The sequence below is a fragment of the Pseudomonas sp. 67(2021) genome, from assembly GCF_017491835.1.
GTDB lineage: Bacteria > Pseudomonadota > Gammaproteobacteria > Pseudomonadales > Pseudomonadaceae > Aquipseudomonas > Aquipseudomonas atacamensis.
The window spans coordinates 130,797-152,078 of record NZ_JAFGYL010000017.1 but is presented as its reverse complement, the minus strand read 5'-3'; the positions used below and the strand labels follow the sequence as shown (position 1 = coordinate 152,078).

23 protein-coding genes are annotated in these 21,282 nt (G+C 59.1%); 3 read left to right on the top strand and 20 right to left on the bottom strand.

The features are described from left to right. From J5M66_RS20295 to J5M66_RS20255, 9 genes are all read right to left on the bottom strand, one after another. Positions 1-1,155, bottom strand: a 1,155-nt coding sequence (locus J5M66_RS20295; RefSeq protein WP_207817498.1) for a phage tail protein, incomplete at its 3' end; no start/stop codon positions are given. Then, positions 1,156-1,791, bottom strand: coding sequence for a phage tail protein I (locus tag J5M66_RS20290; RefSeq protein WP_207808943.1), 636 nt, complete (start codon positions 1,789-1,791; stop codon positions 1,156-1,158). After that, a complete protein-coding gene (locus J5M66_RS20285; protein ID WP_207808957.1) occupies positions 1,788-2,783 on the bottom strand; it encodes a baseplate J/gp47 family protein in 996 nt (331 codons plus the stop codon). Before J5M66_RS20285 ends, J5M66_RS20290 begins: the two co-directional genes overlap by 4 nt. Next, complete coding sequence (locus J5M66_RS20280; protein ID WP_207808960.1) at positions 2,780-3,112, bottom strand: phage baseplate protein; 333 nt, start codon at positions 3,110-3,112, stop codon at positions 2,780-2,782. Before J5M66_RS20280 ends, J5M66_RS20285 begins: the two co-directional genes overlap by 4 nt. A 14-nt stretch (positions 3,113-3,126) precedes the next feature. Continuing rightward, positions 3,127-3,735 (bottom strand): phage baseplate assembly protein V, encoded by a 609-nt coding sequence (locus J5M66_RS20275; RefSeq protein WP_207808963.1) that lies wholly within the window; start codon positions 3,733-3,735, stop codon positions 3,127-3,129. Between the two features lie 3 nt (positions 3,736-3,738). Further along, positions 3,739-4,260, bottom strand: coding sequence for a hypothetical protein (locus J5M66_RS20270; protein WP_207808965.1), 522 nt, complete (start codon positions 4,258-4,260; stop codon positions 3,739-3,741). 70 nt (positions 4,261-4,330) lie between these two features. Next, a complete protein-coding gene (locus J5M66_RS20265) occupies positions 4,331-4,669 on the bottom strand; it encodes a phage holin family protein (RefSeq protein WP_024011844.1) in 339 nt (112 codons plus the stop codon). A 140-nt stretch (positions 4,670-4,809) separates the two neighbouring features. Next, the gene (locus J5M66_RS20260; protein WP_206420979.1) at positions 4,810-5,232 is read right to left on the bottom strand and encodes a tail fiber assembly protein; all 423 of its coding nucleotides are present in this window, start codon (positions 5,230-5,232) and stop codon (positions 4,810-4,812) included. Positions 5,233-5,789: 557 nt separating this feature from the next. Next, the gene (locus tag J5M66_RS20255; RefSeq protein WP_123443039.1) at positions 5,790-6,533 is read right to left on the bottom strand and encodes an XRE family transcriptional regulator; all 744 of its coding nucleotides are present in this window, start codon (positions 6,531-6,533) and stop codon (positions 5,790-5,792) included. A 202-nt stretch (positions 6,534-6,735) separates the two neighbouring features. Here J5M66_RS20255 and mutS point away from each other — a divergent pair, with 202 nt between their 5' ends. Both mutS and fdxA read left to right on the top strand, forming a co-directional pair. Beyond that, positions 6,736-9,318, top strand: a complete 2,583-nt coding sequence (gene mutS, locus J5M66_RS20250) for a DNA mismatch repair protein MutS (RefSeq protein WP_207808967.1) — start codon at positions 6,736-6,738, stop codon at positions 9,316-9,318. A 163-nt stretch (positions 9,319-9,481) separates the two neighbouring features. Next, positions 9,482-9,805: a ferredoxin FdxA gene (fdxA, locus tag J5M66_RS20245; RefSeq protein ID WP_207808969.1), complete on the top strand. Its 324-nt coding sequence runs from the start codon at positions 9,482-9,484 to the stop codon at positions 9,803-9,805. Positions 9,806-10,338: 533 nt separating this feature from the next. On the opposite strand, the gene rpoS is transcribed toward fdxA, so the two are convergent. The 8 genes from rpoS to J5M66_RS20205 form a co-directional block, all read right to left on the bottom strand. After that, on the bottom strand, positions 10,339-11,346 hold the full coding sequence (gene rpoS, locus J5M66_RS20240; RefSeq protein ID WP_016771451.1) for an RNA polymerase sigma factor RpoS: 1,008 nt from the start codon (positions 11,344-11,346) through the stop codon (positions 10,339-10,341). 106 nt (positions 11,347-11,452) lie between these two features. Continuing rightward, positions 11,453-12,322 carry a peptidoglycan DD-metalloendopeptidase family protein gene (locus tag J5M66_RS20235; protein WP_016771452.1) on the bottom strand — a complete coding sequence of 290 codons (870 nt, stop codon included), beginning with the start codon at positions 12,320-12,322 and terminating at the stop codon, positions 11,453-11,455. Between the two features lie 211 nt (positions 12,323-12,533). After that, positions 12,534-13,169: a protein-L-isoaspartate(D-aspartate) O-methyltransferase gene (locus J5M66_RS20230; protein WP_160768345.1), complete on the bottom strand. Its 636-nt coding sequence runs from the start codon at positions 13,167-13,169 to the stop codon at positions 12,534-12,536. A 38-nt stretch (positions 13,170-13,207) separates the two neighbouring features. Further along, a complete protein-coding gene (gene surE, locus J5M66_RS20225; RefSeq protein WP_024011837.1) occupies positions 13,208-13,957 on the bottom strand; it encodes a 5'/3'-nucleotidase SurE in 750 nt (249 codons plus the stop codon). After that, the gene (gene truD, locus J5M66_RS20220; RefSeq protein WP_207808971.1) at positions 13,945-15,003 is read right to left on the bottom strand and encodes a tRNA pseudouridine(13) synthase TruD; all 1,059 of its coding nucleotides are present in this window, start codon (positions 15,001-15,003) and stop codon (positions 13,945-13,947) included. Before truD ends, surE begins: the two co-directional genes overlap by 13 nt. Next, a complete protein-coding gene (gene ispF / locus J5M66_RS20215; RefSeq protein WP_016771456.1) occupies positions 15,000-15,473 on the bottom strand; it encodes a 2-C-methyl-D-erythritol 2,4-cyclodiphosphate synthase in 474 nt (157 codons plus the stop codon). Before ispF ends, truD begins: the two co-directional genes overlap by 4 nt. 43 nt (positions 15,474-15,516) lie before the next feature. After that, a complete protein-coding gene (fghA, locus tag J5M66_RS20210; protein WP_123443044.1) occupies positions 15,517-16,362 on the bottom strand; it encodes an S-formylglutathione hydrolase in 846 nt (281 codons plus the stop codon). A 96-nt stretch (positions 16,363-16,458) separates the two neighbouring features. Beyond that, entirely contained in the window at positions 16,459-17,571 is a 1,113-nt protein-coding gene (locus tag J5M66_RS20205; RefSeq protein ID WP_123443045.1) for an S-(hydroxymethyl)glutathione dehydrogenase/class III alcohol dehydrogenase, read from the bottom strand. A 116-nt stretch (positions 17,572-17,687) separates the two neighbouring features. On the opposite strand from J5M66_RS20205, the gene J5M66_RS20200 reads away from it, so the two are divergent. Beyond that, a complete protein-coding gene (locus tag J5M66_RS20200) occupies positions 17,688-18,584 on the top strand; it encodes a LysR substrate-binding domain-containing protein (protein ID WP_056783227.1) in 897 nt (298 codons plus the stop codon). 132 nt (positions 18,585-18,716) lie between these two features. On the opposite strand, the gene ispD is transcribed toward J5M66_RS20200, so the two are convergent. The 3 genes from ispD to eno form a co-directional block, all read right to left on the bottom strand. Beyond that, on the bottom strand, positions 18,717-19,424 hold the full coding sequence (ispD, locus tag J5M66_RS20195; RefSeq protein ID WP_207808973.1) for a 2-C-methyl-D-erythritol 4-phosphate cytidylyltransferase: 708 nt from the start codon (positions 19,422-19,424) through the stop codon (positions 18,717-18,719). Further along, positions 19,421-19,699, bottom strand: a complete 279-nt coding sequence (gene ftsB, locus J5M66_RS20190) for a cell division protein FtsB (RefSeq protein ID WP_016771460.1) — start codon at positions 19,697-19,699, stop codon at positions 19,421-19,423. Before ftsB ends, ispD begins: the two co-directional genes overlap by 4 nt. Before the next feature lie 169 nt (positions 19,700-19,868). Continuing rightward, positions 19,869-21,158, bottom strand: a complete 1,290-nt coding sequence (gene eno, locus J5M66_RS20185; protein WP_041478121.1) for a phosphopyruvate hydratase — start codon at positions 21,156-21,158, stop codon at positions 19,869-19,871. Between the last annotated feature and the right edge of the window lie 124 nt (positions 21,159-21,282).

Sequence of the window (21,282 nt, the reverse complement as noted above, 5' to 3'; positions counted from 1 at the left end):
CAAAAACTCCCCACGCGCTTCCGGCAGCCGGAAATTACCAACCCCCTCATCGCCCTTGTTGAACTTGCCACCCAAATACGCGCTCAAGTCCGGGTAAGTCGCGCTGCTCTTGACGCTGTTATCCAGCTCCAGAAAACCCGGCGGTGGCGCATCAACCGGAAACGCCACAATCGATCCAACTGGCAACGCGGAAGCCTTGGCAATCAACGCCTCAACTTCAGCCTTGGTGTACGAATCCTTGATGCCAAACCCAGCCAGCGTTTCCGGATTGGCCCCAGCCGTCGCGCGACCATATTCATCAACAGTCAGGCTCTTGTAAGTTCCCGCAGCAATCCCGGTGCGCCCTGCGAGCATATTGAATATCAGCGCGGTCGTGCCAAGCGTGATCGGTGCATTGGTGGTCAGGTGCCACAGCGAATCTCCATTCGCTACGCCCTCCTCCACCATGACCGTCAGACCCGGCGTAACCTTGGCGCTGGTGTTGGCATCGGTGGCCCGCACCCAGTCGCCATTGGCAACAATCCACAAGCCGTTGTCCTTGGCCAGCGTCTGGCTCGGCAGCAGCACGCGATCGCCGGCAACCACGGCAGCACCATCGATCTGCTGGGCGCCTTTCAGTACGACGTTGCCAGTCGCAGCGACGCGCACCGATTGCTTGCCATCGAGCTTGCCGAGTTCTTCGGCCAGGTAACTCATAACCCAGGCACGGGTCGCCTTGACCACCGTGTCATCGATCAACAACGTCACCAGCGACGCATTGCTGGTCTCGAAAATCGAGCGAATGTAGAACTCTTTACCCGACCCCGAGTTGGCGAGAATCGGCTTGAACGACTCCGGATATTTGACGATGGCATAGAGCACGCCAGTGTCAGTCCACAACCCCGCTTCCCGAACATACCAACCACCAACATCCGGCGGGATGGTCACTTCAGCAAGCAGCCAACTCGGATTTTTCTCGTCCTGGAACAGCGCGTTGAGCGGTCCGCGCCAGACTTCGCGTTTGAGCGCGGTGGCGGTTGCGGCCGGGTTGTAGACCCCGCCCTCGCCGCCGTCGCCGACAGAAAAATGCGTCAACTTGATCGGCACGCCCGCGGCCTTGCACGCCGTTTCGTAGGCAATCCCTGCGTTGGTGAGCAGGGTGTAATAGTCAGCCATTCAGGCCCCCTGAGGATAAATAGTGGATGTTTCGACGGTGTACATACCGGCCGCTATGAACGCCTCTCCCGAGGTTTCAAGCCCTTCGATGAACACCGGATAAACCGTGGTCAGTTCGCCGCAGAACGTCGCGGCGCCGATGACGTGATTGCCGAAAGCGCTCAAGCCAACGGAGACCGTCAGCACATCGCGTTCGCTCTTGGCATCCGCCAGGCGTCGGTCGAGACGTGCATCGATTTCTTCGCTATAGGGTTGTTCGCTGAAGGCACGCACAGAAAAACTGTACGGCACGCCGGGCGGTGTCTGTTCGTACCAGGCGCGGATCTCGGGTCTTAATTGCAAACCCTTGGCGGCGTTTTCCAGTGCCTTGCGAGTGCCGGCCTGGCGCGCGGTGGGCCAGGCCAGTTCGACGGTGAGGCGCTTCTCCGCCACCGGCGCATCAGTGCTCCATTCGGCGACGCCACGATCGGCAGCCAGATAAGGCAGGAAAGCCACTGGCGTTTCGCTGGGGTTCATCAATTCCGGGAACGGCGGTGCGATGCGATCAAGCAAGGCGCCTAAGCCCAGATCCAGTCCGCGCTCAAGTACCGAGCTGTTGGCTGGCAGTAAGGTCGGGCGCTGAGTTTTTTCACTCATAGCGTCAGCACCTCGACTTCGACCGCGGTGCAATAAGGCGCCTGAAAAGCGGTGGTGACGATCGGCGCCAGCGGTTCGAGAATCTGCAGTTGTACGGCGCCGGCGCTGTGCAGCGTGTAGTCGATCCAGCTCGGATCGACCCGACCTTCCAGGCGATGACAGCTGTCGGCATAAGCCTGCAATTGTGCTTGCGCGGCGACTTTGGTCAGGCCCGAATCAGGGCCGGAATTGATCTTGGCGACCACGCGAATTTTGTAGCGCTGGATCTCGGCAGCCTTGACGGTAACGAGGTCAGTTTCCGGGCGCACGTCTGGACGAGCAAAGTGCTGACGGACGCCGTCGAGCAATGCTTCGGAAGGCGTGCCATCGCCGTCTCGAGAAAGCACGGTGACTTGCACTTCGCCCGGCGCAGTGCGCCGCCCATTGCCATCCTTGACCTGCGCGGCGAGGCCGTCCGGGTTGAAGGTGTAAGTGACATTCACTACGCCGGAATCAGTGGACTCGACCTGCACCATGGGCCGCTCGCCGAGGGTGAACACCTCGCGGCGATACTGCATCCGCGAACCCGCCGCCGGTGCATGAGGTGCCAGGTAATAACGCAGCCGAGCGTCGTCATCACTTTCATAAATCGCCGGCACCGGCGGGAATGCCGCCGGGTCGCCGGGATCGAGCAATTGCCGCTCCAAGCCCATGTCCGCCAGCCGCGCATCGAGATTGCTGCCGGTCGCCCACCACGCCAGCATCTGCTTGATACGTGCGTTGTATTTGCGCTCATGGGTTTGCAGACGCACGCAGAACGCTTCCAGCGCGAGGGTCAGCAATTCGCTTTCGTTTTCCAGACTCGCCTTGAGTTTCACGGCGCTGGCCGGCGAGCGAGCCCCCACGTATTCGATGACGAAAGTCTTGAACTCGACGAGCAAGTCTTCGAACGCTTCGACCGTGATCAGCGCGGGTTCGGCCAGCTGATTCTGGCCAGGTATCAGCATGCTCATGTCAGCACCTCAAAGGTTTGTTGGCGGTTTTTCCAGGTGCCGGCGAAGCGCAGCTGCAGGCCGTCGCCGTGACGGCTGGCGACAATCACTTGCGGCTGAAAATCGTCGATGCCGTTTTGCGAGTTGTAGAACGCTTGCGCGGCGTGGCTCTGTGCCAGAAGCAGAATGTCGTCACCGAGGTTCTGCCCGAGGAGAGTGGGAATCAGCGAACCGTACAAAGGTCGTTTCTGCCGGGTGCCCAGCGGTGTGGTCAGGGCTCGGGTCGCGCGCTGCACGAATTGCAGCCAGTCGTCGACCGTGGCCCCGCTGTCTCTATCGATTCCGATCATGGGAGGCTCTTGAATCAGGGGCTGATGACGCGGCCCTGGTGATCGACCAAGGGGCCGCTGAAGTGCACGCCCGAGGCGTCAATACTCAGGCCGACGGCGCCCAGTTGCAGGGTGATCAGTTGTGGCGTCATGGCCAGACGTGCCGGGCCGATGCTCAGTTCGAGCGACTCGCGAGACCCGTGGAATTGCGTTGGTCCGTTGAGCCAGTGCAAGGCGTGGCTGGCGTCGTCGTAACTGCTTTCGCTGCCGTCCTGATGTACCCGACGGGTCAGCGTCGGCACAGTCGAGGCCGGGGGGAAACGGTCACTGTTCAAGCCGAACAACGCCACAGTCTGCGCACCGCTTTCACCGCTGCCATAGTTGAACAGCAGGCACTGCTCGCCCACCGTTGGGATGCGCGATTCGCTTTGCGCCCCGGCGCTAGGATTGAAGAACTTGATCACTGGGGTGAGCAATCCACCATGGCTGACCTGGCAGGTATTGCTCGCCGCATCAACTGACTGACAGATGCCAATGCGACAGAAACTCTCGGCGCGGCGGTGCAAGTCTTCGATTTCCGCTTCCATTTCCGCCAGACGCTCAATGATCGGGCCAAGCTGCATACGCAGTAATGCATCGAACATCGGTCAGCCCTCCAGCGCGGTGTACTGATCTGGATCGTCGATGTCGCTGACTTCCCAGGTGCGAGCGAATTTCGGCATGCCCAGTGTATCGTCGAGCAAGGTCGGGCCGAGGTAGAGTGTCTGCTCGAAGGTCAGGGTCCAGGCTTTGTATTGTTGATCAGCACTGATAAGCAACGATGGCAAGCCATCGATATTCAGGGGCAGATCGCATTGATCGCCGGGTAATCCCCAGCGGTTGTCGGTGATCAGGTTTTTCAGCACTGCGATCAGATCGCACGCAGCAAAAGCGGTCGCAGAAAGCGCCGGGATAACTTGCAGTGACAACGTCATGACATGAGCGATACGCCCATCAGCGGCGCGCACGCCGGACGCATTTCGGGCAAAGTCGATCAGTGCCCAGGCCTGTTCACCCGCTGCTGTGAAGTCAGCGTGACTGCCGATATTGAGGTTGAGACCGGCGGTGTTGCGCAGTGTCGTCGCGATGGCTGTGAACAGTTGCGACGGCTGCTGGATCGGTGTGAGCATACATGACCTCCTTTTCAATCGTCCACGCGCAGCCCTGCCGCCAACATGGCGGCACGGAAAAATATTCAGGTTAAGGCTGGTCGCGCGGCGGGACTTCGCAGACGCCGATACGCTTGGCCGCCCAGCGTTCGTAAAGGCCTATGGCGACATCGGCGCCGGCCATGGCGGTCAGGCAGCCAAACGCACCAGCGGCCCAGATCGACATGCCGGCGGCATACAGCAGCATGATTGCCGACACGCCGCAGATCATGCAGGCGCCGGAGCGCAGAGCCAGACGCCGCACAAGTGACCAGCCGCGGGCGCCCTCCTTGTCGGCGCGCCACATTTCGCCGGACACCCCGCCAACGACGGCAAGGAGGATGACCAGCCAGATCGGCATGTCCGCCAACGCTTGTTGCTCGTTTGTCATGTCACGCCTCCGTGGGTGATTGATGAGTGATATGTGTTGGGTTCAAACGATTATTCTTGAGGTAGGCATTCCAAAAAGCCCAGCCGGGCGGGGCTTTTCAGTAATGCGGTCCCAGGCAGGGCCCGATTCGAGTAATTGACTCAGAAAGGAGCTGCCGGCCAATTGACCGTGTACGGATAGTTGGATTGTTTCTTCACATTGCTGACATCAACGCAGTACTGCTTGTAAGCAAGTAAAAGTGCTTGCTCCTCCGACGTTGCAACGCCGATGTCGTCTTTATATTGAAGCGGGTGTACCAACAGCCACTGGCCAGCAGCAGTCAGCAGCATCAGAACATCGTGAGAAATGTCTTTTTCACGCTCTTCATAGGTTGGTTCACTGAAGACCCATTCAACATAATTTACAGTTGTGGCTTTCCAACCCAGCTGAACAGCCATGTTTCCAGTGATATCGACCCAGAAACCATTAGGGAGATATGTGGGGGTTTCTTCAGCGTCGACAATCTGCATCACCTTGTTAAAAGGTTTTGCATAGTCAACTCGAACATAAGCATAACGATTCATTTACTGCTCCTTTTGGTAACTAATGGCAAATACGCCATTACGTTCTGCAATTCCGAATGTCCGCTCGATTGCCTGGAGCGGAGCAAATCAGGCAGGCATTCCAAAAAGCCCGGCGCTTGTACACCGGGCTTTTCAGTAATGCGCTCCTTCGCCTTCCTTCAAATCCTGTGTTCGAGAAGGAAGCTGACTTTTCGGCGCTACTGGCGCGGTACGAGTCCATTCAGATTGTTTTTCCGACCGCGGTCCCTGCCCGCCGGATAACTGCTTCTGGTGCTTTACGCTGCACACCCGGGTCAGTTGCCAACCCTCTGAACCGTTGAGGCCGGTTCATCGCTGCCTGTTCTTGTGGAACTAAAGAGCTTGTCTTGCCAGCCGCTTTGTCGAGCGGCTTGGTGGCAAGAATATGCATGGATGCATATACAGTCAATGCGTAAATGCATTTATTTATGCATTAAATTTGCGCGTATGCATGAAACCCATGCAGGCCAAGGGGTGGGAGATTTCTGCAGGCGAAAAAAAACCTGCCGAGGGGCAGGTTTCAGTTGAATCGAAATGGGTTAACGGGCGTACATGCCCCACCAGAAGACGTGACCGAGGATGACGATCTGCTCTTCCTGGATTTCCTGGAAGCTATAATCCTCGTCCGGATGCTCGTCGCGATTGAAGCTGCGCAGACGGATGCCGGTGGGCAGGCGATAGAGTTGTTTCACGCGCAGCTGGCCGTTGTGATTGATCGCATACAGATCGCCATCAATGATGTCGCCGATGCCGCACTTGCCGGCGTTGACGCCGACGGTGGCGCCATCGCGCAGAACCGGCAACATGCTGTTGCCGCGTACTGTCACACACTTGGCCTGGTCGAACTGCACACCATTGTGGCGCAGGCTGCGCTTGCCGAAGCGCAGGCTGGAGCGCTCGCTCTCTTCGATGACGAATCTTCCTGATCCAGCAGCCAATTCAACCTCACGTAGAAAGGGCACCGACACCTCGTCGTCATCGACGGGCGTGTCGTCGTCCCACAGGCTTATGTCCTTGAGTTCCGCATGCACGTCAGCGCGAGTGCTGCCGGTCGTTGGCGTGACATCCGCACGCCCGCGCAGCTGATCGGTGCTGACGTTGAAATACTCGGCGATCTTCGAGATGTGTTTATCCGAAGGATCGACAATCTTCCCGCTGAGAATCCGCGAGAGCGTTGATTGAGGCACGCCGGTGCGACGGTGGAGCTCCGTGGGGGAGATCCCGTGCTGGTCGAGCAGTGCTCTTAAGACGGAGGAAACGTTGCGTTTTTGCATAACGCGCATAGTGCTTGAAGTTTTTCCCGATGACAAATGCTGATTTGCATAAATCGTGCATAGATCAACTTTTCCCTGCCAGTAAACGCTCACCCGACCGCAGTGCCTGCGTCGGGCAGACTGGCCATGGTAACCTTGCGCCCATCGCGGAAAAGCCCGGCCACTGCCCGCGCTTTGCCCTACATCTTTTAACGAGTTGCCCGACAATCCGATGAATAAAGCCGTCTCCGACCTGTCCTCCCACACTCCGATGATGCAGCAATACTGGCGCCTGAAGAATCAGCACCCGGATCAGCTGATGTTCTATCGCATGGGCGATTTCTACGAGATCTTCTACGAAGATGCGAAGAAAGCCGCCAAGTTGCTGGACATCACCCTGACCGCGCGCGGGCAGTCGGCGGGACAGGCGATTCCGATGTGTGGGATTCCTTACCACGCGGCGGAAGGTTACCTGGCGAAACTGGTCAAGCTCGGCGAGTCGGTGGTGATTTGCGAGCAGGTCGGCGACCCGGCCACCAGCAAAGGCCCGGTGGAGCGCCAAGTGGTGCGGATCATCACACCGGGGACGGTCAGTGACGAAGCGCTGCTGGATGAACGCCGCGATAACCTGATTGCAGCTGTATTGGGCGATGAGCGCCTGTTCGGTCTGGCCGTGCTGGACATCACCAGCGGTAACTTCACCGTGCTTGAGATCAAAGGCTGGGAAAATCTGCTGGCGGAGCTGGAGCGGGTTAATCCGGTGGAACTGTTGATTCCAGATGACTGGCCAAAAGACCTGCCGGCGGAAAAACGCCGTGGCGTACGTCGTCGTGCGCCGTGGGATTTCGAGCGTGACTCGGCGTTGAAAAGTCTCTGCCAGCAGTTTTCCACCCAAGACCTGAAAGGCTTCGGCTGCGAAAACCTGACCCTGGCCATCGGCGCGGCCGGCTGCCTGCTGGCCTACGCCAAGGAAACCCAGCGCACCGCCCTGCCCCACTTGCGCAGCCTGCGTCACGAACGTCTCGATGACACCGTAGTGCTCGACGGCGCCAGCCGGCGCAATCTGGAACTCGACACCAATCTGGCCGGTGGCCGCGACAATACCCTGCAATCGGTAGTCGATCGTTGCCAGACCGCCATGGGCAGCCGTTTGCTGACTCGTTGGCTGAACCGGCCGTTGCGCGACCTCACAGTGCTGCTGGCACGCCAGACGTCGATTCGCTGCCTGCTCGACGGCTATCGTTTTGAAAAGCTGCAACCGCAGCTCAAGGAAATCGGCGACATCGAGCGGATCCTGGCGCGAATCGGTCTGCGCAATGCGCGACCACGTGACCTTGCGCGTCTGCGTGACGCTCTCGGCGCACTGCCCGAACTGCAAGTGGCGATGGCCGATCTGGAAGCGCCGCACCTGCAGCATCTGGCGGTCACCACCAGCACCTATCCAGAACTGGCGACGCTGCTGGCCAAAGCCATTATCGACAATCCGCCTGCGGTGATCCGTGACGGGGGAGTGCTGAAAACCGGTTACGACAGCGAACTCGATGAACTGCAATCGCTGAGCGAAAACGCCGGCCAGTTCCTCATCGATCTCGAAGCTCGGGAGAAGGCTCGTACTGGTCTGGCCAATCTGAAAGTTGGCTACAACCGCATCCACGGCTACTTCATCGAATTGCCGAGCAAGCAGGCTGAATCGGCGCCGGCCGACTACATCCGCCGACAGACCCTCAAAGGCGCCGAGCGTTTCATCACGCCCGAGCTGAAAGAATTCGAAGACAAGGCGCTGTCGGCCAAGAGTCGCGCGCTGGCTCGGGAAAAGATGCTTTATGAAGCGCTGCTCGAAGACTTGATCAGCCAGTTGCCGCCGTTGCAGGACACCGCCGGCGCCTTGGCCGAGCTGGATGTGCTGAGCAACCTCGCCGAGCGTGCGCTGAATCTTGACCTGAACTGCCCGCGCTTCGTCAGCGAGCCGTGCATGCGCATCACCCAGGGTCGTCACCCGGTAGTCGAGCAAGTGCTGACCACGCCGTTCGTGGCCAACGACCTGAGCCTGGACGACAATACGCGCATGCTGGTCATCACCGGCCCGAACATGGGTGGTAAATCCACTTACATGCGGCAAACCGCGTTGATCGTGTTGCTCGCGCATATCGGCAGTTTCGTGCCGGCCGCCAGTTGCGAGTTGTCGCTGGTCGACCGCATCTTCACCCGTATCGGTTCGAGCGATGATCTGGCCGGCGGTCGCTCGACCTTCATGGTCGAGATGAGCGAAACCGCCAACATCCTGCATAACGCCACCGAGCGCAGTCTGGTCCTGATGGACGAAGTCGGGCGCGGTACCAGCACCTTTGACGGTCTGTCGCTGGCGTGGGCGGCGGCCGAGCGCTTGGCTCATCTGCGCGCCTACACCCTGTTCGCCACGCACTATTTTGAACTGACCGTGCTGCCCGAAGCCGAACCTCTTGTAGCTAACGTGCACCTCAACGCTACCGAGCACAACGAACGGATCGTGTTCCTGCACCACGTTCTGCCCGGGCCTGCCAGCCAGAGCTATGGCTTGGCGGTGGCGCAGCTGGCCGGCGTGCCGAGCGAAGTGATTCTGCGCGCGCGTGAGCATCTGAGTCGCCTGGAAGATACCGCCTTGCCCCACGAGGCGCCGAAACCGGCGGCCAAGGGCAAGCCGTCGACACCGCAGCAAAGCGATATGTTCGCCTCGCTGCCACATCCGGTGCTCGATGAATTGGCCAAGGTCGATCTGGACGACATGACGCCACGCCGTGCGCTGGAAATGCTCTATGCACTGAAGAACCGGATATAAGCACTGAAGAAGCGGATATAACGCAAATCGCTTCAAGCTGTTAGAATCTCGCGCGGTTCGGGATGCTGCTGGCTCATAGCCTGGTCAGCAGATATCGCTCCCGAACCTGGCGACCCCAACCGTGAAGGGGCTACGCTGCCGCCGCCTGAGGAGAAAATTAGAAATGACCTTCGTCGTCACCGACAACTGCATCAAGTGCAAGTACACCGACTGCGTAGAAGTCTGTCCGGTGGACTGCTTTTACGAAGGCCCGAACTTCCTGGTGATTCACCCGGACGAGTGCATCGACTGCGCGCTGTGTGAACCAGAATGCCCGGCTGTGGCGATCTTCTCGGAAGACGAGATCCCAAGCGGCATGGAAAACTTCATCGAGCTCAATGCCGAGCTGGCGGATATCTGGCCGAACATCACCGAGCGCAAGGATCCGCTTCCGGATTCTGCTGATTGGGATGGCAAGCCGAACAAGATCGAAAGCCTCGAACGCTGATCTACCCCGCGCTCGACTGAAAGGCCCCTTGTGGGCCTTTTTGCTTTTGCAGGTTTTACTTTTCTTCAGACGAAAAAAGGGGCGGTATGACCCGCCCACATTTTTTCCCTATTCCCTTTAGTCCTTTTCATCGTCCTGATGAATCGCCTCCTGCGATGTCCGTTCCCCTCTTCCGTGAAGGGCGTGTCTGTCCGTCGACACAGCCCTGATATTAGAGAGTTTCCGCAGCGGAGCAATCAGGTTCAGGCGCAGGTCTGCGCTGACATAAAGACATAACAATCGAAAATTATTCAAATAAATCAGCACGTTACCGCTTAGCATTGATCGCAATCGCCTTCTGCCGAAGTGTAAAAATAACGAACACTTACGACACAGTAAGCAAAGGCTTACAGCGCGAGACTACAAACTCAGAAAATGCTGACCGCTCGTCTGGCACCTCGCCCGACAAACGCGATGCACGAGACAGGCATAAACAAAAAGCCCCGACTGATTGAATCAGCCGGAGCTTTTTTTGCGCGCGGTCGATCAGGCGCTTATTGAAACAGCGACTCGCTCGACAGGCCATTCTTCTCCAGGATCTCGCGAAGGCGCTTGAGGCCTTCCACCTGGATCTGCCGTACCCGCTCGCGGGTCAGACCGATCTCCAGGCCGACATCTTCCAGCGTGCTGCTTTCGTGACCGCGCAGGCCGAAGCGGCGAATCACCACCTCACGCTGCTTGTCGGTCAGCTCCGACAGCCATTGATCGATGCTCTGCGACAGGTCATCGTCCTGCAGCAGTTCGCACGGATCGGTCGGACGATCGTCAGTGAGGGTGTCCAGCAGGGTTTTATCCGAATCCGGACCCAGCGAGACGTCGACCGAAGAAACCCGTTCGTTCAGGCCCAGCATGCGCTTGACCTCGCCCACCGGTTTCTCCAGCAGGTTGGCGATTTCTTCGGGTGAAGGTTCGTGGTCGAGTTTTTGCGTCAGCTCCCGTGCGGCCCGCAGGTACACGTTGAGCTCCTTGACCACGTGAATCGGCAACCGGATGGTCCGGGTCTGATTCATGATCGCGCGTTCGATGGTCTGACGGATCCACCACGTGGCGTAGGTCGAGAAGCGGAAGCCGCGCTCGGGATCGAACTTTTCCACCGCGCGGATCAGGCCGAGGTTGCCCTCTTCGATCAAATCCAGCAGCGACAGCCCCCGATTGACGTAACGCCGGGCGATCTTGACGACCAGCCGCAGGTTACTTTCGATCATGCGCTTGCGCCCGGCCGGATCGCCACTTTGCGACAAGCGCGCAAAATGAACTTCTTCTTCCGGGGAGAGCAGAGGGGAAAAGCCGATTTCGTTGAGATACAGCTGCGTGGCATCAAGTGCCCGAGTGTAGTCGATGTATTTATGTTGTTTGAGTGTGGCGGAGTGTCTGGATTTGGAACGAACGGAAGGTGGAGCAGCCCCTTCATCATTCAACATCGAATCCGAATCGATGCCGGTCTCCATAAGGAGAACCTCATCGTCGATGTCAAACTCCGGCACTTCTTTACTGAGAGCCATTGTTATAGTCCTTTGGTGAGTTCGACCCCAAGCTCAAGCGACGCCTTTATCCTTGGCAACGCTGGAGCCTGTCCCCTCTACGCGACGGAACAGGCTGGCCTACAAATCAACGTCTTGGCAGGAACTGCAGCGGATCCACAGGTTTACCTTGGCGGCGAATCTCAAAATGCAGTTTCACCCGGTCTGTACCCGTTGACCCCATTTCGGCAATTGTCTGTCCGACCTTGACCTGCTGCCCCTCCCGAACCAACAGCCTGCGGTTATGTCCGTAAGCACTGACGTAGGTTTCGCTGTGTTTGATGATGACCAATTCGCCGTAGCCCCTTAAGCCACTCCCGGCGTATACGACCGTCCCATCAGACGCAGCTAAAACAGGCTGTCCCAAATCTCCGGCGATATCAATTCCTTTATTCAAACTACCGTTTGAAGAGAATTTTCCAATCAGAACGCCATTAGATGGCCATCCCCAGCCGGTCGGGGCCGGGCCTGCCGGAGGCAGTGGAGCGGGTGCAGGTTTGCTCGCGACGGACGGTACAACCCCTTTGGAACCGGTGGTTGTAGTGGTTGTGGTGCCATTCGCCTGGCGCCGGATTACCGTGGTTTTACTCGACGAAGAAGGTGAAGAACTGGAGTTGCTCACCACCGCTGTCGGCGTTGAACCGCTGCGCCCGTCGAAGCGAATTGTCTGACCCGGATGGATCGTATACGGCGTAGGAATATTGTTCCGGGCGGCGAGGGTTTTGTAGTCCCAGCCGTAACGAAAGGCGATCGAAAACAAGGTATCGCCGGGGCGGACTACATATTGCCCGGTAGTAACGGTCGGACGTTGTGCGACCGAATTATTGCGATCGACAACCCGTACGTTGCTCGATTTGGTGCTGGAGCAACCGACCAGCAAGGTGCTCAAGACAAGGCCAGTCACCAGGCGCTGAAAGCTCGTGTTACCCATACGCTGCGCAATGACTGTGAGACTCACCCGCCGCTCCCTTTGTGGTGGCTGAAAATTCTGAATGCCGCACTGCGGCATGAAGTGTCGCAAGTATAACGGGCCGAAACGGCTTTACCTTTAATGAAGCGAAATCACTGGACGCACACGTTTGCCAGGGGCAAGTACGCGGCGTTTAAACTCTGGCTGCCGGTGTAAGACCGGCGCCGTTGAAAGGAATTCAGCGCCTGCTTGCAAATGCTCAGGCCAGTGGACCGTTGAGCAAAGGCACGAAACGCACGGCGCCCAAAACGTGTCGGGAAAAGCCATGTTCTTCGCGCACGATCAGCATCAATTGTTGCACTTCACCGGAGCCGACCGGAATCACCATGCGCCCACCGGGGGCCAGTTGATCGAGCAAAGCTTGCGGTACATCGGTGGCAACGGCGGTGACGATGATGCCGTTGTAGGGCGCCAGCGCCGGCCAGCCTTCCCAGCCATCGCCCCAGCGAAACACCACGTTGCGCAGGTTCAGCTCGACCAGACGCTCCTTGGCGCGGTCCTGCAGCACCTTGATGCGTTCGACCGAAAACACCCGTTCGACCAGTTGCGACAACACCGCTGTCTGGTAGCCGGAACCGGTGCCGATTTCCAACACTTTATCCAGCGGGCCGGCCTCCAGCAGCAGCTCGCTCATGCGCGCCACCATATAAGGCTGGGAGATGGTCTGGTTGTTGCCGATCGGCAGCGCGGTGTCTTCGTAAGCGCGGTGCGCCAGCGCCTCGTCGACAAACAGATGACGCGGAGTGCGGCGGATCACTTCCAGGACTTTGGCGTTCGACACGCCTTCTTCATACAGCCGCTGGATCAGTCGCTCGCGCGTACGCTGGGAGGTCATGCCAATGCCGCTGCGCAGGCGGTCGTCATGTTCACGCATCAGCTCAGCCCCCCCAGCCAGCCATCAAGACTTCTGAAGGCATCATTGAAGGTGCGATCGAGCTGCAACGGTGTGATGGACACATAACCCTGCATCACGGCATGAAAATCGGTGCCCGGGCCGCCGTCTTCGGCGTCGCCGGCAGCGGCGATCCAGTAACCGGCCTTGCCGCGCGGATCGACCACTTTCATCGGCGCCGCCGCGCGGGCGCGATGGCCGAGACGGGTCAACTGAATGCCACGGATGTGATCGATAGGCAGATTGGGAATGTTCACGTTGAGTACCGTGCGCGGCGGCAGATCGAGCCCGGCGTGGGCCTCGACAAGTTTGCGCGCAAAGTAGGCCGCAGTCGGCAGGTTATCCACTTGGCGCGAGACCAGTGAAAAGGCAAACGATGGGCGCTCGAGAAATCGTCCTTCAAGGGCTGCCGCCACGGTTCCGGAATACAGCACGTCGTCACCGAGGTTGGCGCCCAGGTTGATGCCGGAAACCACCATGTCCGCCTCGCGCTCAAGCAAGCCGTTGAGGCCCAGGTGAATGCAATCGGTCGGTGTGCCGTTGAGGCTGATAAAGCCGTTGGCCAGGTATTGCGGGTGCAGCGGACGGTCGAGCGTCAGCGAACTGCTGGCGCCGCTTTTGTCCTGTTCCGGGGCGATAACCACGCATTCGGTGTAATCCGCCAGCGCAGCATAAAGCGCGGCGAGACCGGGCGCGGTTACCCCATCGTCGTTAGAAATCAGAATACGCATGGGCTGTCCGTCTGCCCCACCGGCACCAGATCAACGAGCTCGCGCACCAATACGGTGGCAAAGCATCCGGCCGGGAGGACGAATTCCAGTTGCAGAATGTCAGGTTGGGGATAATGCCACGTCAACCCGCCAATGGGCAGCCGCAGGATGCGACGTTCATGGCTCATGCCGGCGTGGATCAACCAGTCGCGCAGATCCGCTTCGCGGGCGGCGATCTCCTGCTCCAGTTCATGGACCGCACCAGCAGCCGGCGAGTCACCTTCGCCCCACTGCGGACCGGTCGGGTGCAGGTCGAGAATCGACAGACGCGGGTCGCTGCATTCAGCTTCACCGGCCGGGAAAAAACTGCGGCTGTCGGTGAAGGCCAGCAGATCGCCAACCAGCGCGGTGTTCCAGGTGCCATCGGCGACGCGCGCCGCCAGCACCTGGTTGAACAGAAAGCTGCGCGCCGTCGACAGCAACCGCGAACGCACATTGCGCTGTTCCGGCAAAGCCTTGCGCGCCGCCCACGCCTGGGCATCGACAACGTTGCCGCCACCATGGCCGAAGCGCTGAGCGCCGAAATAATTGGGAATGCCTTGTTTGGCGATCAGTTGCAGCCGCTGCTCAATCGCGTCTTTGTCGCCATTGAATTGAGTCAGGCGCAGGGTGAAGCCATTAGCCGAATGCGCACCACGTTGCAGCTTGCGCTTGTGGCGCGTGGTCTTGAGGATCTTCAGCGTGTCGTTTTCCGCCGCGGACAGATCCGGATCGGCCTTGCCCGGCAACTGCACGCTGAACCACTGTCTGGTCAGGGCCTGACGGTCCTTCAGCCCGGCATAGCTGACGGTACGCAACGGCACGCCGGCTGCCTTGGCGATACGCCGCGCCGCTTCTTCGGTATTGAGGCCGCGCTTTTCCACCCAGATCCACAGGTGTTCGCCGTCGCCGCTGAACGGGATATCCAGCACTTCATCGACCTGGAAATCTTCGGCAATGGCTTTCAGTACCGCTGTGCCGAGGGGTTCGCCATAGGCCCGTGGGCCGAGCAATTGCAGTTCATTCATGCGCGCAGCAACAAGGCAACGGAGTGCACGGCGATGCCTTCTTCGCGACCGACAAAGCCAAGCTTTTCGGTGGTGGTAGCTTTGACGTTCACTTGATCCAACTCAACTTGAAGATCCGCCGCGATCAGCGCGCGCATCGATTCGATATGCGGCGCCATTTTTGGCGCCTGGGCAACGATGGTGTTGTCGACGTTGCCGACTTTCCAGCCCTTGGCGTGGATCAGACTGACCACATGACGCAACAGCACACGGCTGTCGGCGCCCTTGAATTGCGGGTCGGTATCCGGGAAATGTTTGCCGATATCACCCAGCGCCGCCGCGCCGAGCAAGGCGTCGCTCAAGGCGTGCAGCAGGACGTCACCGTCGGAATGAGCGAGCAGCCCGAAGCTGTGTGCAATCTGCACGCCGCCCAGAGTAATGAAATCGCCTTCAGCGAAACGGTGCACATCGTAGCCGTGGCCAATACGCATAAAAAAACGCCCCGATTTTTGTCAGGGCGTGATTCTACCTGCATTAACCGCGCAGAGCGCGTGCGTGATGCTGCAAGTGGTCGTCAATGAAGCTTGAGATGAAGAAATAGCTGTGGTCGTAGCCCGGTTGCAGGCGCAGCTCCAGCGGATGCCCCGCTTGTTTTGCCGCGTGTTGCAGGGCTTCGGGTTTCAGCTGGGTGGCGAGGAAATCGTCACGATCACCTTGATCGACCAGCAACGGCAACTTCTCCGTCGCCTCTGCGATCAGCACACAGGCGTCCCACTCTTTCCACTTCGAACGGTCTTCGCCCAAATAGTTGGAAAAGGCCTTCTGACCCCACGGGCAATCGATCGGATGGGTGATCGGCGAAAAGGCCGAAACCGATTTATACCGCCCAGGATTGCGCAAGGCACAGACCAAAGCACCGTGGCCGCCCATCGAGTGGCCGCTGATGCTGCGCTTGTCGGAAGCGGGGAAATGCGCTTCGACCAGAGCGGGCAACTCCTGCACGACATAGTCATGCATCTGATAGTGCCGCGCCCACGGTTCCTGCGTGGCGTTCAGATAAAACCCGGCGCCGAGACCGAAATCCCAAGCTTTGTCGGCATCGTCCGGGACATCCGCGCCACGTGGGCTGGTATCCGGCGCGACGATGATCAGACCAAGTTCGGCAGCCATGCGCATCGCGCCGGCCTTTTGCATGAAATTCTCATCGGAGCAGGTCAGCCCGGACAACCAGTACAGCACCGGCAGCTTGCCCCCCTGCTCCGCCTGCGGCGGCAGGTACACGGCAAAGACCATGTCGCAATCAAGCACTTCGGAGCGATGGCGATAACGCTTGTGCCAGCCACCGAAACTCTTCTGACAGGAAATGTTTTCCAGATTCAAGGGATTCTCCCTAGCTGTAAGCTGCAAGCCGCAAGCTTCAAGAAAAAGCACGAACGCCTTTACTTGCAGCTTGAAGCTTGCAGCTCGGGGCTGCTGTTAGAAATGAATGACGGTGCGGATGCTCTTGCCTTCGTGCATCAGGTCGAACGCCTTGTTGATATCTTCCAGGCCCATGGTGTGGGTGATGAAGGTATCCAGCGGGATCTCGCCGCTCTGGGCCATGTCGACGTAGCTCGGCAATTCAGTACGGCCACGCACGCCGCCGAACGCCGAACCGCGCCAGACGCGACCGGTAACCAACTGGAACGGACGGGTAGCGATTTCCTGACCGGCACCGGCGACACCGATGATGACCGACTCGCCCCAGCCTTTGTGGCAGCACTCAAGCGCGGCGCGCATCAGTTGCACATTGCCGATGCACTCGAAGGAGAAGTCGACGCCACCATCGGTCATGTCCACGATCACTTCCTGGATCGGACGATCAAAGTCTTTCGGATTCACGCAATCGGTAGCACCGAGTTGTTTGGCGATTTCGAACTTGGCCGGGTTGATGTCGATGGCGATGATCCGCGCAGCCTTGGCTTTCACCGCGCCGATCACGGCCGACAAGCCGATACCGCCGAGACCGAAGATGGCCACGGTGTCACCCGGTTTGACCTTGGCGGTATTGAGCACGGCGCCGATACCGGTGGTCACGCCGCAACCGAGCAGGCAGACCTTTTCCAGCGGCGCGTCTTTGGAGATCTTGGCCACGGAGATTTCCGGGAGCACGGTGTATTCCGAAAACGTCGACGTCCCCATGTAGTGGAAAATCGTTTCGCCCTTGTAGGAAAAGCGCGAAGTGCCGTCCGGCATCAGGCCCTTGCCTTGGGTGGCGCGAATCGCCTGGCAGAGGTTGGTCTTGCCCGACTTGCAGAATTTGCACTGGCCGCATTCCGGGGTGTACAGCGGAATGACGTGGTCGCCGACGGCAACCGAGGTCACGCCCTCGCCGATCGCTTCAACGATGGCGCCACCTTCGTGGCCGAGGATCGACGGGAAGATGCCTTCCGGGTCTGCGCCGGACAAGGTGTAGGCATCGGTGTGGCACACCCCGGAAGCGACAACGCGCAGCAACACTTCACCAGCCTCGGGCATGGCGACATCGACTTCTACGATTTCCAGCGGCTTCTTGGCCTCGAAGGCAACGGCGGCGCGCGACTTGATCATGCTGACTCTCCAATGAATCCAGTAAATAAAAAAGCAGACAGACAGTGTAGTTCAACGCGTCCTGAGGAATAATCCGGACGAAAGCAAAACATTATTGCCATACAGGGATAATCCAAGTGTCGGAAAACCGCTGGGAAGGCATCGATGAGTTCGTTGCCGTCGCCGAATGCAACCAATTCACCGCCGCTGCCGAGCGTCTTGGGGTTTCTTCCTCGCACATCAGTCGACAAATCGTACGGCTCGAAGAGCGTTTGCAGACGCGCCTGCTCTACCGCAGCACCCGGCGAGTTACGTTGACCGAAGCCGGGCAGACTTTCCTGCAACATTGTCAGCGCCTGCAGGACGGTCGCGAAGAAGCCTTGCGCGCGGTAGGCGATCTGACCAGCGAACCGAAAGGCATGCTGCGCATGACCTGCGCGGTGGCCTATGGCGAACGCTTTATCGTGCCGCTGGTGACTCGCTTCATGGGGCTGTACCCGCAGCTACGCATCGATATAGAGCTGAGCAATCGCCAACTGGATCTGGTGCATGAAGGGCTGGACCTGGCGATCCGCCTGGGTCGGTTACAGGATTCGCGCTTGGTCGCGACACGCCTGGCGCCACGGAGAATGTACCTGTGCGCGTCGCCTTCCTACCTGGAACGGTATGGGCGCCCACACAGTTTGTCGGAATTGAGTCGACACAATTGCCTGATCGGCAGTTCGGATATCTGGCAACTGGAACAGAACGGGCGGGAATTTTCCCAGCGAGTGCAAGGCAACTGGCGTTGCAACAGTGGGCAAGCGGTATTGGATGCAGCCCTGCAGGGTGTCGGGTTGTGTCAGTTGCCGGACTATTACGTGCTCGAGCACCTGCACAGCGGCGCGCTGATTTCCTTGCTCGAGGCGCATCAGCCGCCGAATACGGCGGTGTGGGCGCTGTATCCGCAGCAGCGGCATCTGTCGCCGAAGGTGCGCAAGTTGGTGGATTATTTGAAGGTGGGACTGGCTGAAAGGCCGGAGTACAAACTTTGAGTTATTGATTGCCTGTGCGACCGCTTTCGCGAGCAGGCTCGCTCCCACAATTGACCGGGTTCGACAGCTGAATGCATTCCCTCTGTGGGAGCGAGCCTGCTCGCGAAGGCAATGCCACGGCGACCCCAAACCTCAGCGGCGATTCGCCCATCGCTGGCGCAACCACTCCAGGTCTTCCGGCCGGGTCACCTTGAGGTTATCCGCCCGCCCTTCGATCAGACGCGGTGCCAGACCGGCCCATTCCATCGCCGAAGCCTCATCGGTGATCACCGCATCAGCAACCAGGCTATCGGCCAATGCCCGATGCAACGCTCCGAGGCGAAACATCTGCGGCGTATACGCCTGCCAGATCACACTGCGGTCCACCGTTTCAACCACACGACCGTTGTCATCAACGCGTTTGAGCGTGTCGCGAGCGGGCACCGCCAACAGACCACCGACCGGGTCATCCGCGAGTTCGGCAAGCAACTTGTCGAGATCATCGCGACTCAGATTCGGCCGGGCCGCATCGTGCACCAGCACCCAATCGTCATCGTCGGCACCTTGCGCATGCAGATGCAGCAAGGCGTTTAGCACCGAAGCGGAACGCTCCGCCCCGCCATCAACCCGCTGAATGCGCGGATCGTTGACGCATGCCAGATTCGGCCAGTAAGGATCGTCTACAGCAAGACTGACCACCATGCCCTTGAGGCTCGGGTGATCGAGGAAACAGCCGAGGCTGTGTTCGAGAATTGTGCGCCCGCCCAGTTGCAGATATTGCTTGGGACGGTCCGCGGCCATTCGGGCACCGACGCCCGCGGCAGGAATCACGGCCCAGAAGGCCGGCAGGGAATTGATCATTGGGCCAACTGGTAAAGGGTTTCGCCGTCCTTGACCATGCCCAGTTCGTGACGAGCCCGCTCTTCGACGGTCTCCATGCCTTTCTTCAGCTCGCTGACTTCAGCGTCCATCACCCGGTTGCGCTCCAGCAGGCCTTCGTTCTCGGCATGTTGCTCGGCGATCTGCTGTTTCAGCTCGGCGACCTGCGCCAGACTGCCATTGCCCACCCACAGGCGGTACTGCAGACCGGCCAGGAGCAAGAGCAAAACAAGAAACAACCAGTAAGGACTGCGCATCGAATATCAGGTATCCAGTGAAAAAAGACAGCCACGCATAATGTTGCAGCATCTGATAGCACGAAGCCTGGAAAGATCCAGGCTTGTGCTTAAGGCATCAGATTAGTGGCAAATCCATCGCTGTCACGACTTTTCCGACACAATCCGGTGTCCTTTGATCAGGTTGCGCTTAACCGCGGAACTCGGCACGGCCGTTGTACTTGGCCTTGCCGTTCAACTGCTCTTCGATACGCAGCAGTTGGTTGTACTTGGAAACGCGGTCGGAGCGGCACAGCGAACCGGTCTTGATCTGGCCAGCCGAGGTGCCCACAGCCAGGTCGGCAATGGTCGAATCTTCGGTTTCGCCGGAACGGTGCGAGATCACGGCGGTGTAGCCGGCAGCCTTGGCCATCTGGATGGCTTCCAGGGTTTCGGTCAGGGTGCCGATCTGGTTGAACTTGATCAGGATCGAGTTGGCGATCTTTTTATCGATGCCCTCTTTGAGGATCTTGGTGTTGGTCACAAACAGGTCGTCGCCCACCAGCTGGGTCTTCTCGCCGATCTTGTCGGTGAGGATTTTCCAGCCAGCCCAGTCGGATTCGTCCAGACCGTCTTCGATGGATATGATCGGGTAACGCTCGGTCAGGCCTTTGAGGTAGTCGGCGAAACCTTCAGCAGTAAACACCTGGCCTTCACCGGACAGGTTGTACTTGCCGTCTTCGTAGAACTCGCTCGCGGCGCAGTCCAGCGCCAGGGTCACGTCGGTGCCCAGCTTGTAACCGGCGTTGGCCACGGCTTCGGAGATCACTTTCAACGCGTCTTCGTTGGACGCCAGGTTCGGCGCGAAACCGCCTTCGTCGCCAACGGCAGTGCTCAGACCACGAGCCTTCAGCACGGCTTTCAGGTGATGGAAAATCTCGGTGCCCATGCGCAGACCTTCCGAGAAAGACTTGGCGCCAACTGGCTGGACCATGAATTCCTGGATGTCGACGTTGTTATCGGCGTGCTCGCCACCGTTGATGATGTTCATCATCGGGACCGGCATCGAGTACACACCCGGGGTGCCGTTGAGGTTGGCGATGTGTGCGTACAGCGGCAGATCCTGATCCTGCGCAGCTGCCTTGGCCGCAGCCAGGGACACGGCGAGGATGGCGTTGGCGCCCAGGGTCGCTTTGTTTTCGGTACCGTCGAGCTTGATCATCGCTTGGTCGAGGGCTTTCTGGTCGCTCGGGTCGGTGCCCAGCAGCAGATCGCGGATCGGACCGTTGATGTTGGCTACCGCCTTGAGCACGCCCTTGCCCAGGTAACGGCTCTTGTCGCCATCACGCAGCTCGAGCGCTTCACGCGAGCCAGTGGATGCACCGGACGGCGCGCAGGCGCTGCCGATGATGCCGTTGTCGAGAAGCACGTCCGCTTCCACGGTGGGATTGCCACGGGAGTCGAGAACTTCACGACCTTTGATGTCGACGATTTTTGCCATTGTTGTAAACACTCCAAAGTTGACGAAAACGACGCAGCTAGAGGAAATCTTTATCGTCGGCAAGCGAAGTACAGCGGGCAGACTTGCAGACGACAACGCTCACGCCCGAGGGCATGAGCGACAA

Excerpts from the sequence above, each read along its gene's own strand:
- J5M66_RS20290 (WP_207808943.1), bottom strand. The coding sequence starts at position 1,791 with ATGAGTGAAAAAACTCAGCGCCCGACCTTACTGCCAGCCAACAGCTCG.
- J5M66_RS20285 (WP_207808957.1), bottom strand. The coding sequence starts at position 2,783 with ATGAGCATGCTGATACCTGGCCAGAATCAGCTGGCCGAACCCGCGCTG.
- J5M66_RS20280 (WP_207808960.1), bottom strand. The coding sequence starts at position 3,112 with ATGATCGGAATCGATAGAGACAGCGGGGCCACGGTCGACGACTGGCTG.
- J5M66_RS20275 (WP_207808963.1), bottom strand. The coding sequence starts at position 3,735 with ATGTTCGATGCATTACTGCGTATGCAGCTTGGCCCGATCATTGAGCGT.
- J5M66_RS20270 (WP_207808965.1), bottom strand. The coding sequence starts at position 4,260 with ATGCTCACACCGATCCAGCAGCCGTCGCAACTGTTCACAGCCATCGCG.
- J5M66_RS20265 (WP_024011844.1), bottom strand. The coding sequence starts at position 4,669 with ATGACAAACGAGCAACAAGCGTTGGCGGACATGCCGATCTGGCTGGTC.
- J5M66_RS20260 (WP_206420979.1), bottom strand. The coding sequence starts at position 5,232 with ATGAATCGTTATGCTTATGTTCGAGTTGACTATGCAAAACCTTTTAAC.
- J5M66_RS20255 (WP_123443039.1), bottom strand. The coding sequence starts at position 6,533 with ATGCGCGTTATGCAAAAACGCAACGTTTCCTCCGTCTTAAGAGCACTG.
- mutS (WP_207808967.1), top strand. The coding sequence starts at position 6,736 with ATGAATAAAGCCGTCTCCGACCTGTCCTCCCACACTCCGATGATGCAG.
- fdxA (WP_207808969.1), top strand. The coding sequence starts at position 9,482 with ATGACCTTCGTCGTCACCGACAACTGCATCAAGTGCAAGTACACCGAC.
- rpoS (WP_016771451.1), bottom strand. The coding sequence starts at position 11,346 with ATGGCTCTCAGTAAAGAAGTGCCGGAGTTTGACATCGACGATGAGGTT.
- J5M66_RS20230 (WP_160768345.1), bottom strand. The coding sequence starts at position 13,169 with ATGACCTCCCAGCGTACGCGCGAGCGACTGATCCAGCGGCTGTATGAA.
- surE (WP_024011837.1), bottom strand. The coding sequence starts at position 13,957 with ATGCGTATTCTGATTTCTAACGACGATGGGGTAACCGCGCCCGGTCTC.
- truD (WP_207808971.1), bottom strand. The coding sequence starts at position 15,003 with ATGAATGAACTGCAATTGCTCGGCCCACGGGCCTATGGCGAACCCCTC.
- ispF (WP_016771456.1), bottom strand. The coding sequence starts at position 15,473 with ATGCGTATTGGCCACGGCTACGATGTGCACCGTTTCGCTGAAGGCGAT.
- J5M66_RS20205 (WP_123443045.1), bottom strand. The coding sequence starts at position 17,571 with ATGATCAAGTCGCGCGCCGCCGTTGCCTTCGAGGCCAAGAAGCCGCTG.
- ispD (WP_207808973.1), bottom strand. The coding sequence starts at position 19,424 with ATGATCAATTCCCTGCCGGCCTTCTGGGCCGTGATTCCTGCCGCGGGC.
- ftsB (WP_016771460.1), bottom strand. The coding sequence starts at position 19,699 with ATGCGCAGTCCTTACTGGTTGTTTCTTGTTTTGCTCTTGCTCCTGGCC.
- eno (WP_041478121.1), bottom strand. The coding sequence starts at position 21,158 with ATGGCAAAAATCGTCGACATCAAAGGTCGTGAAGTTCTCGACTCCCGT.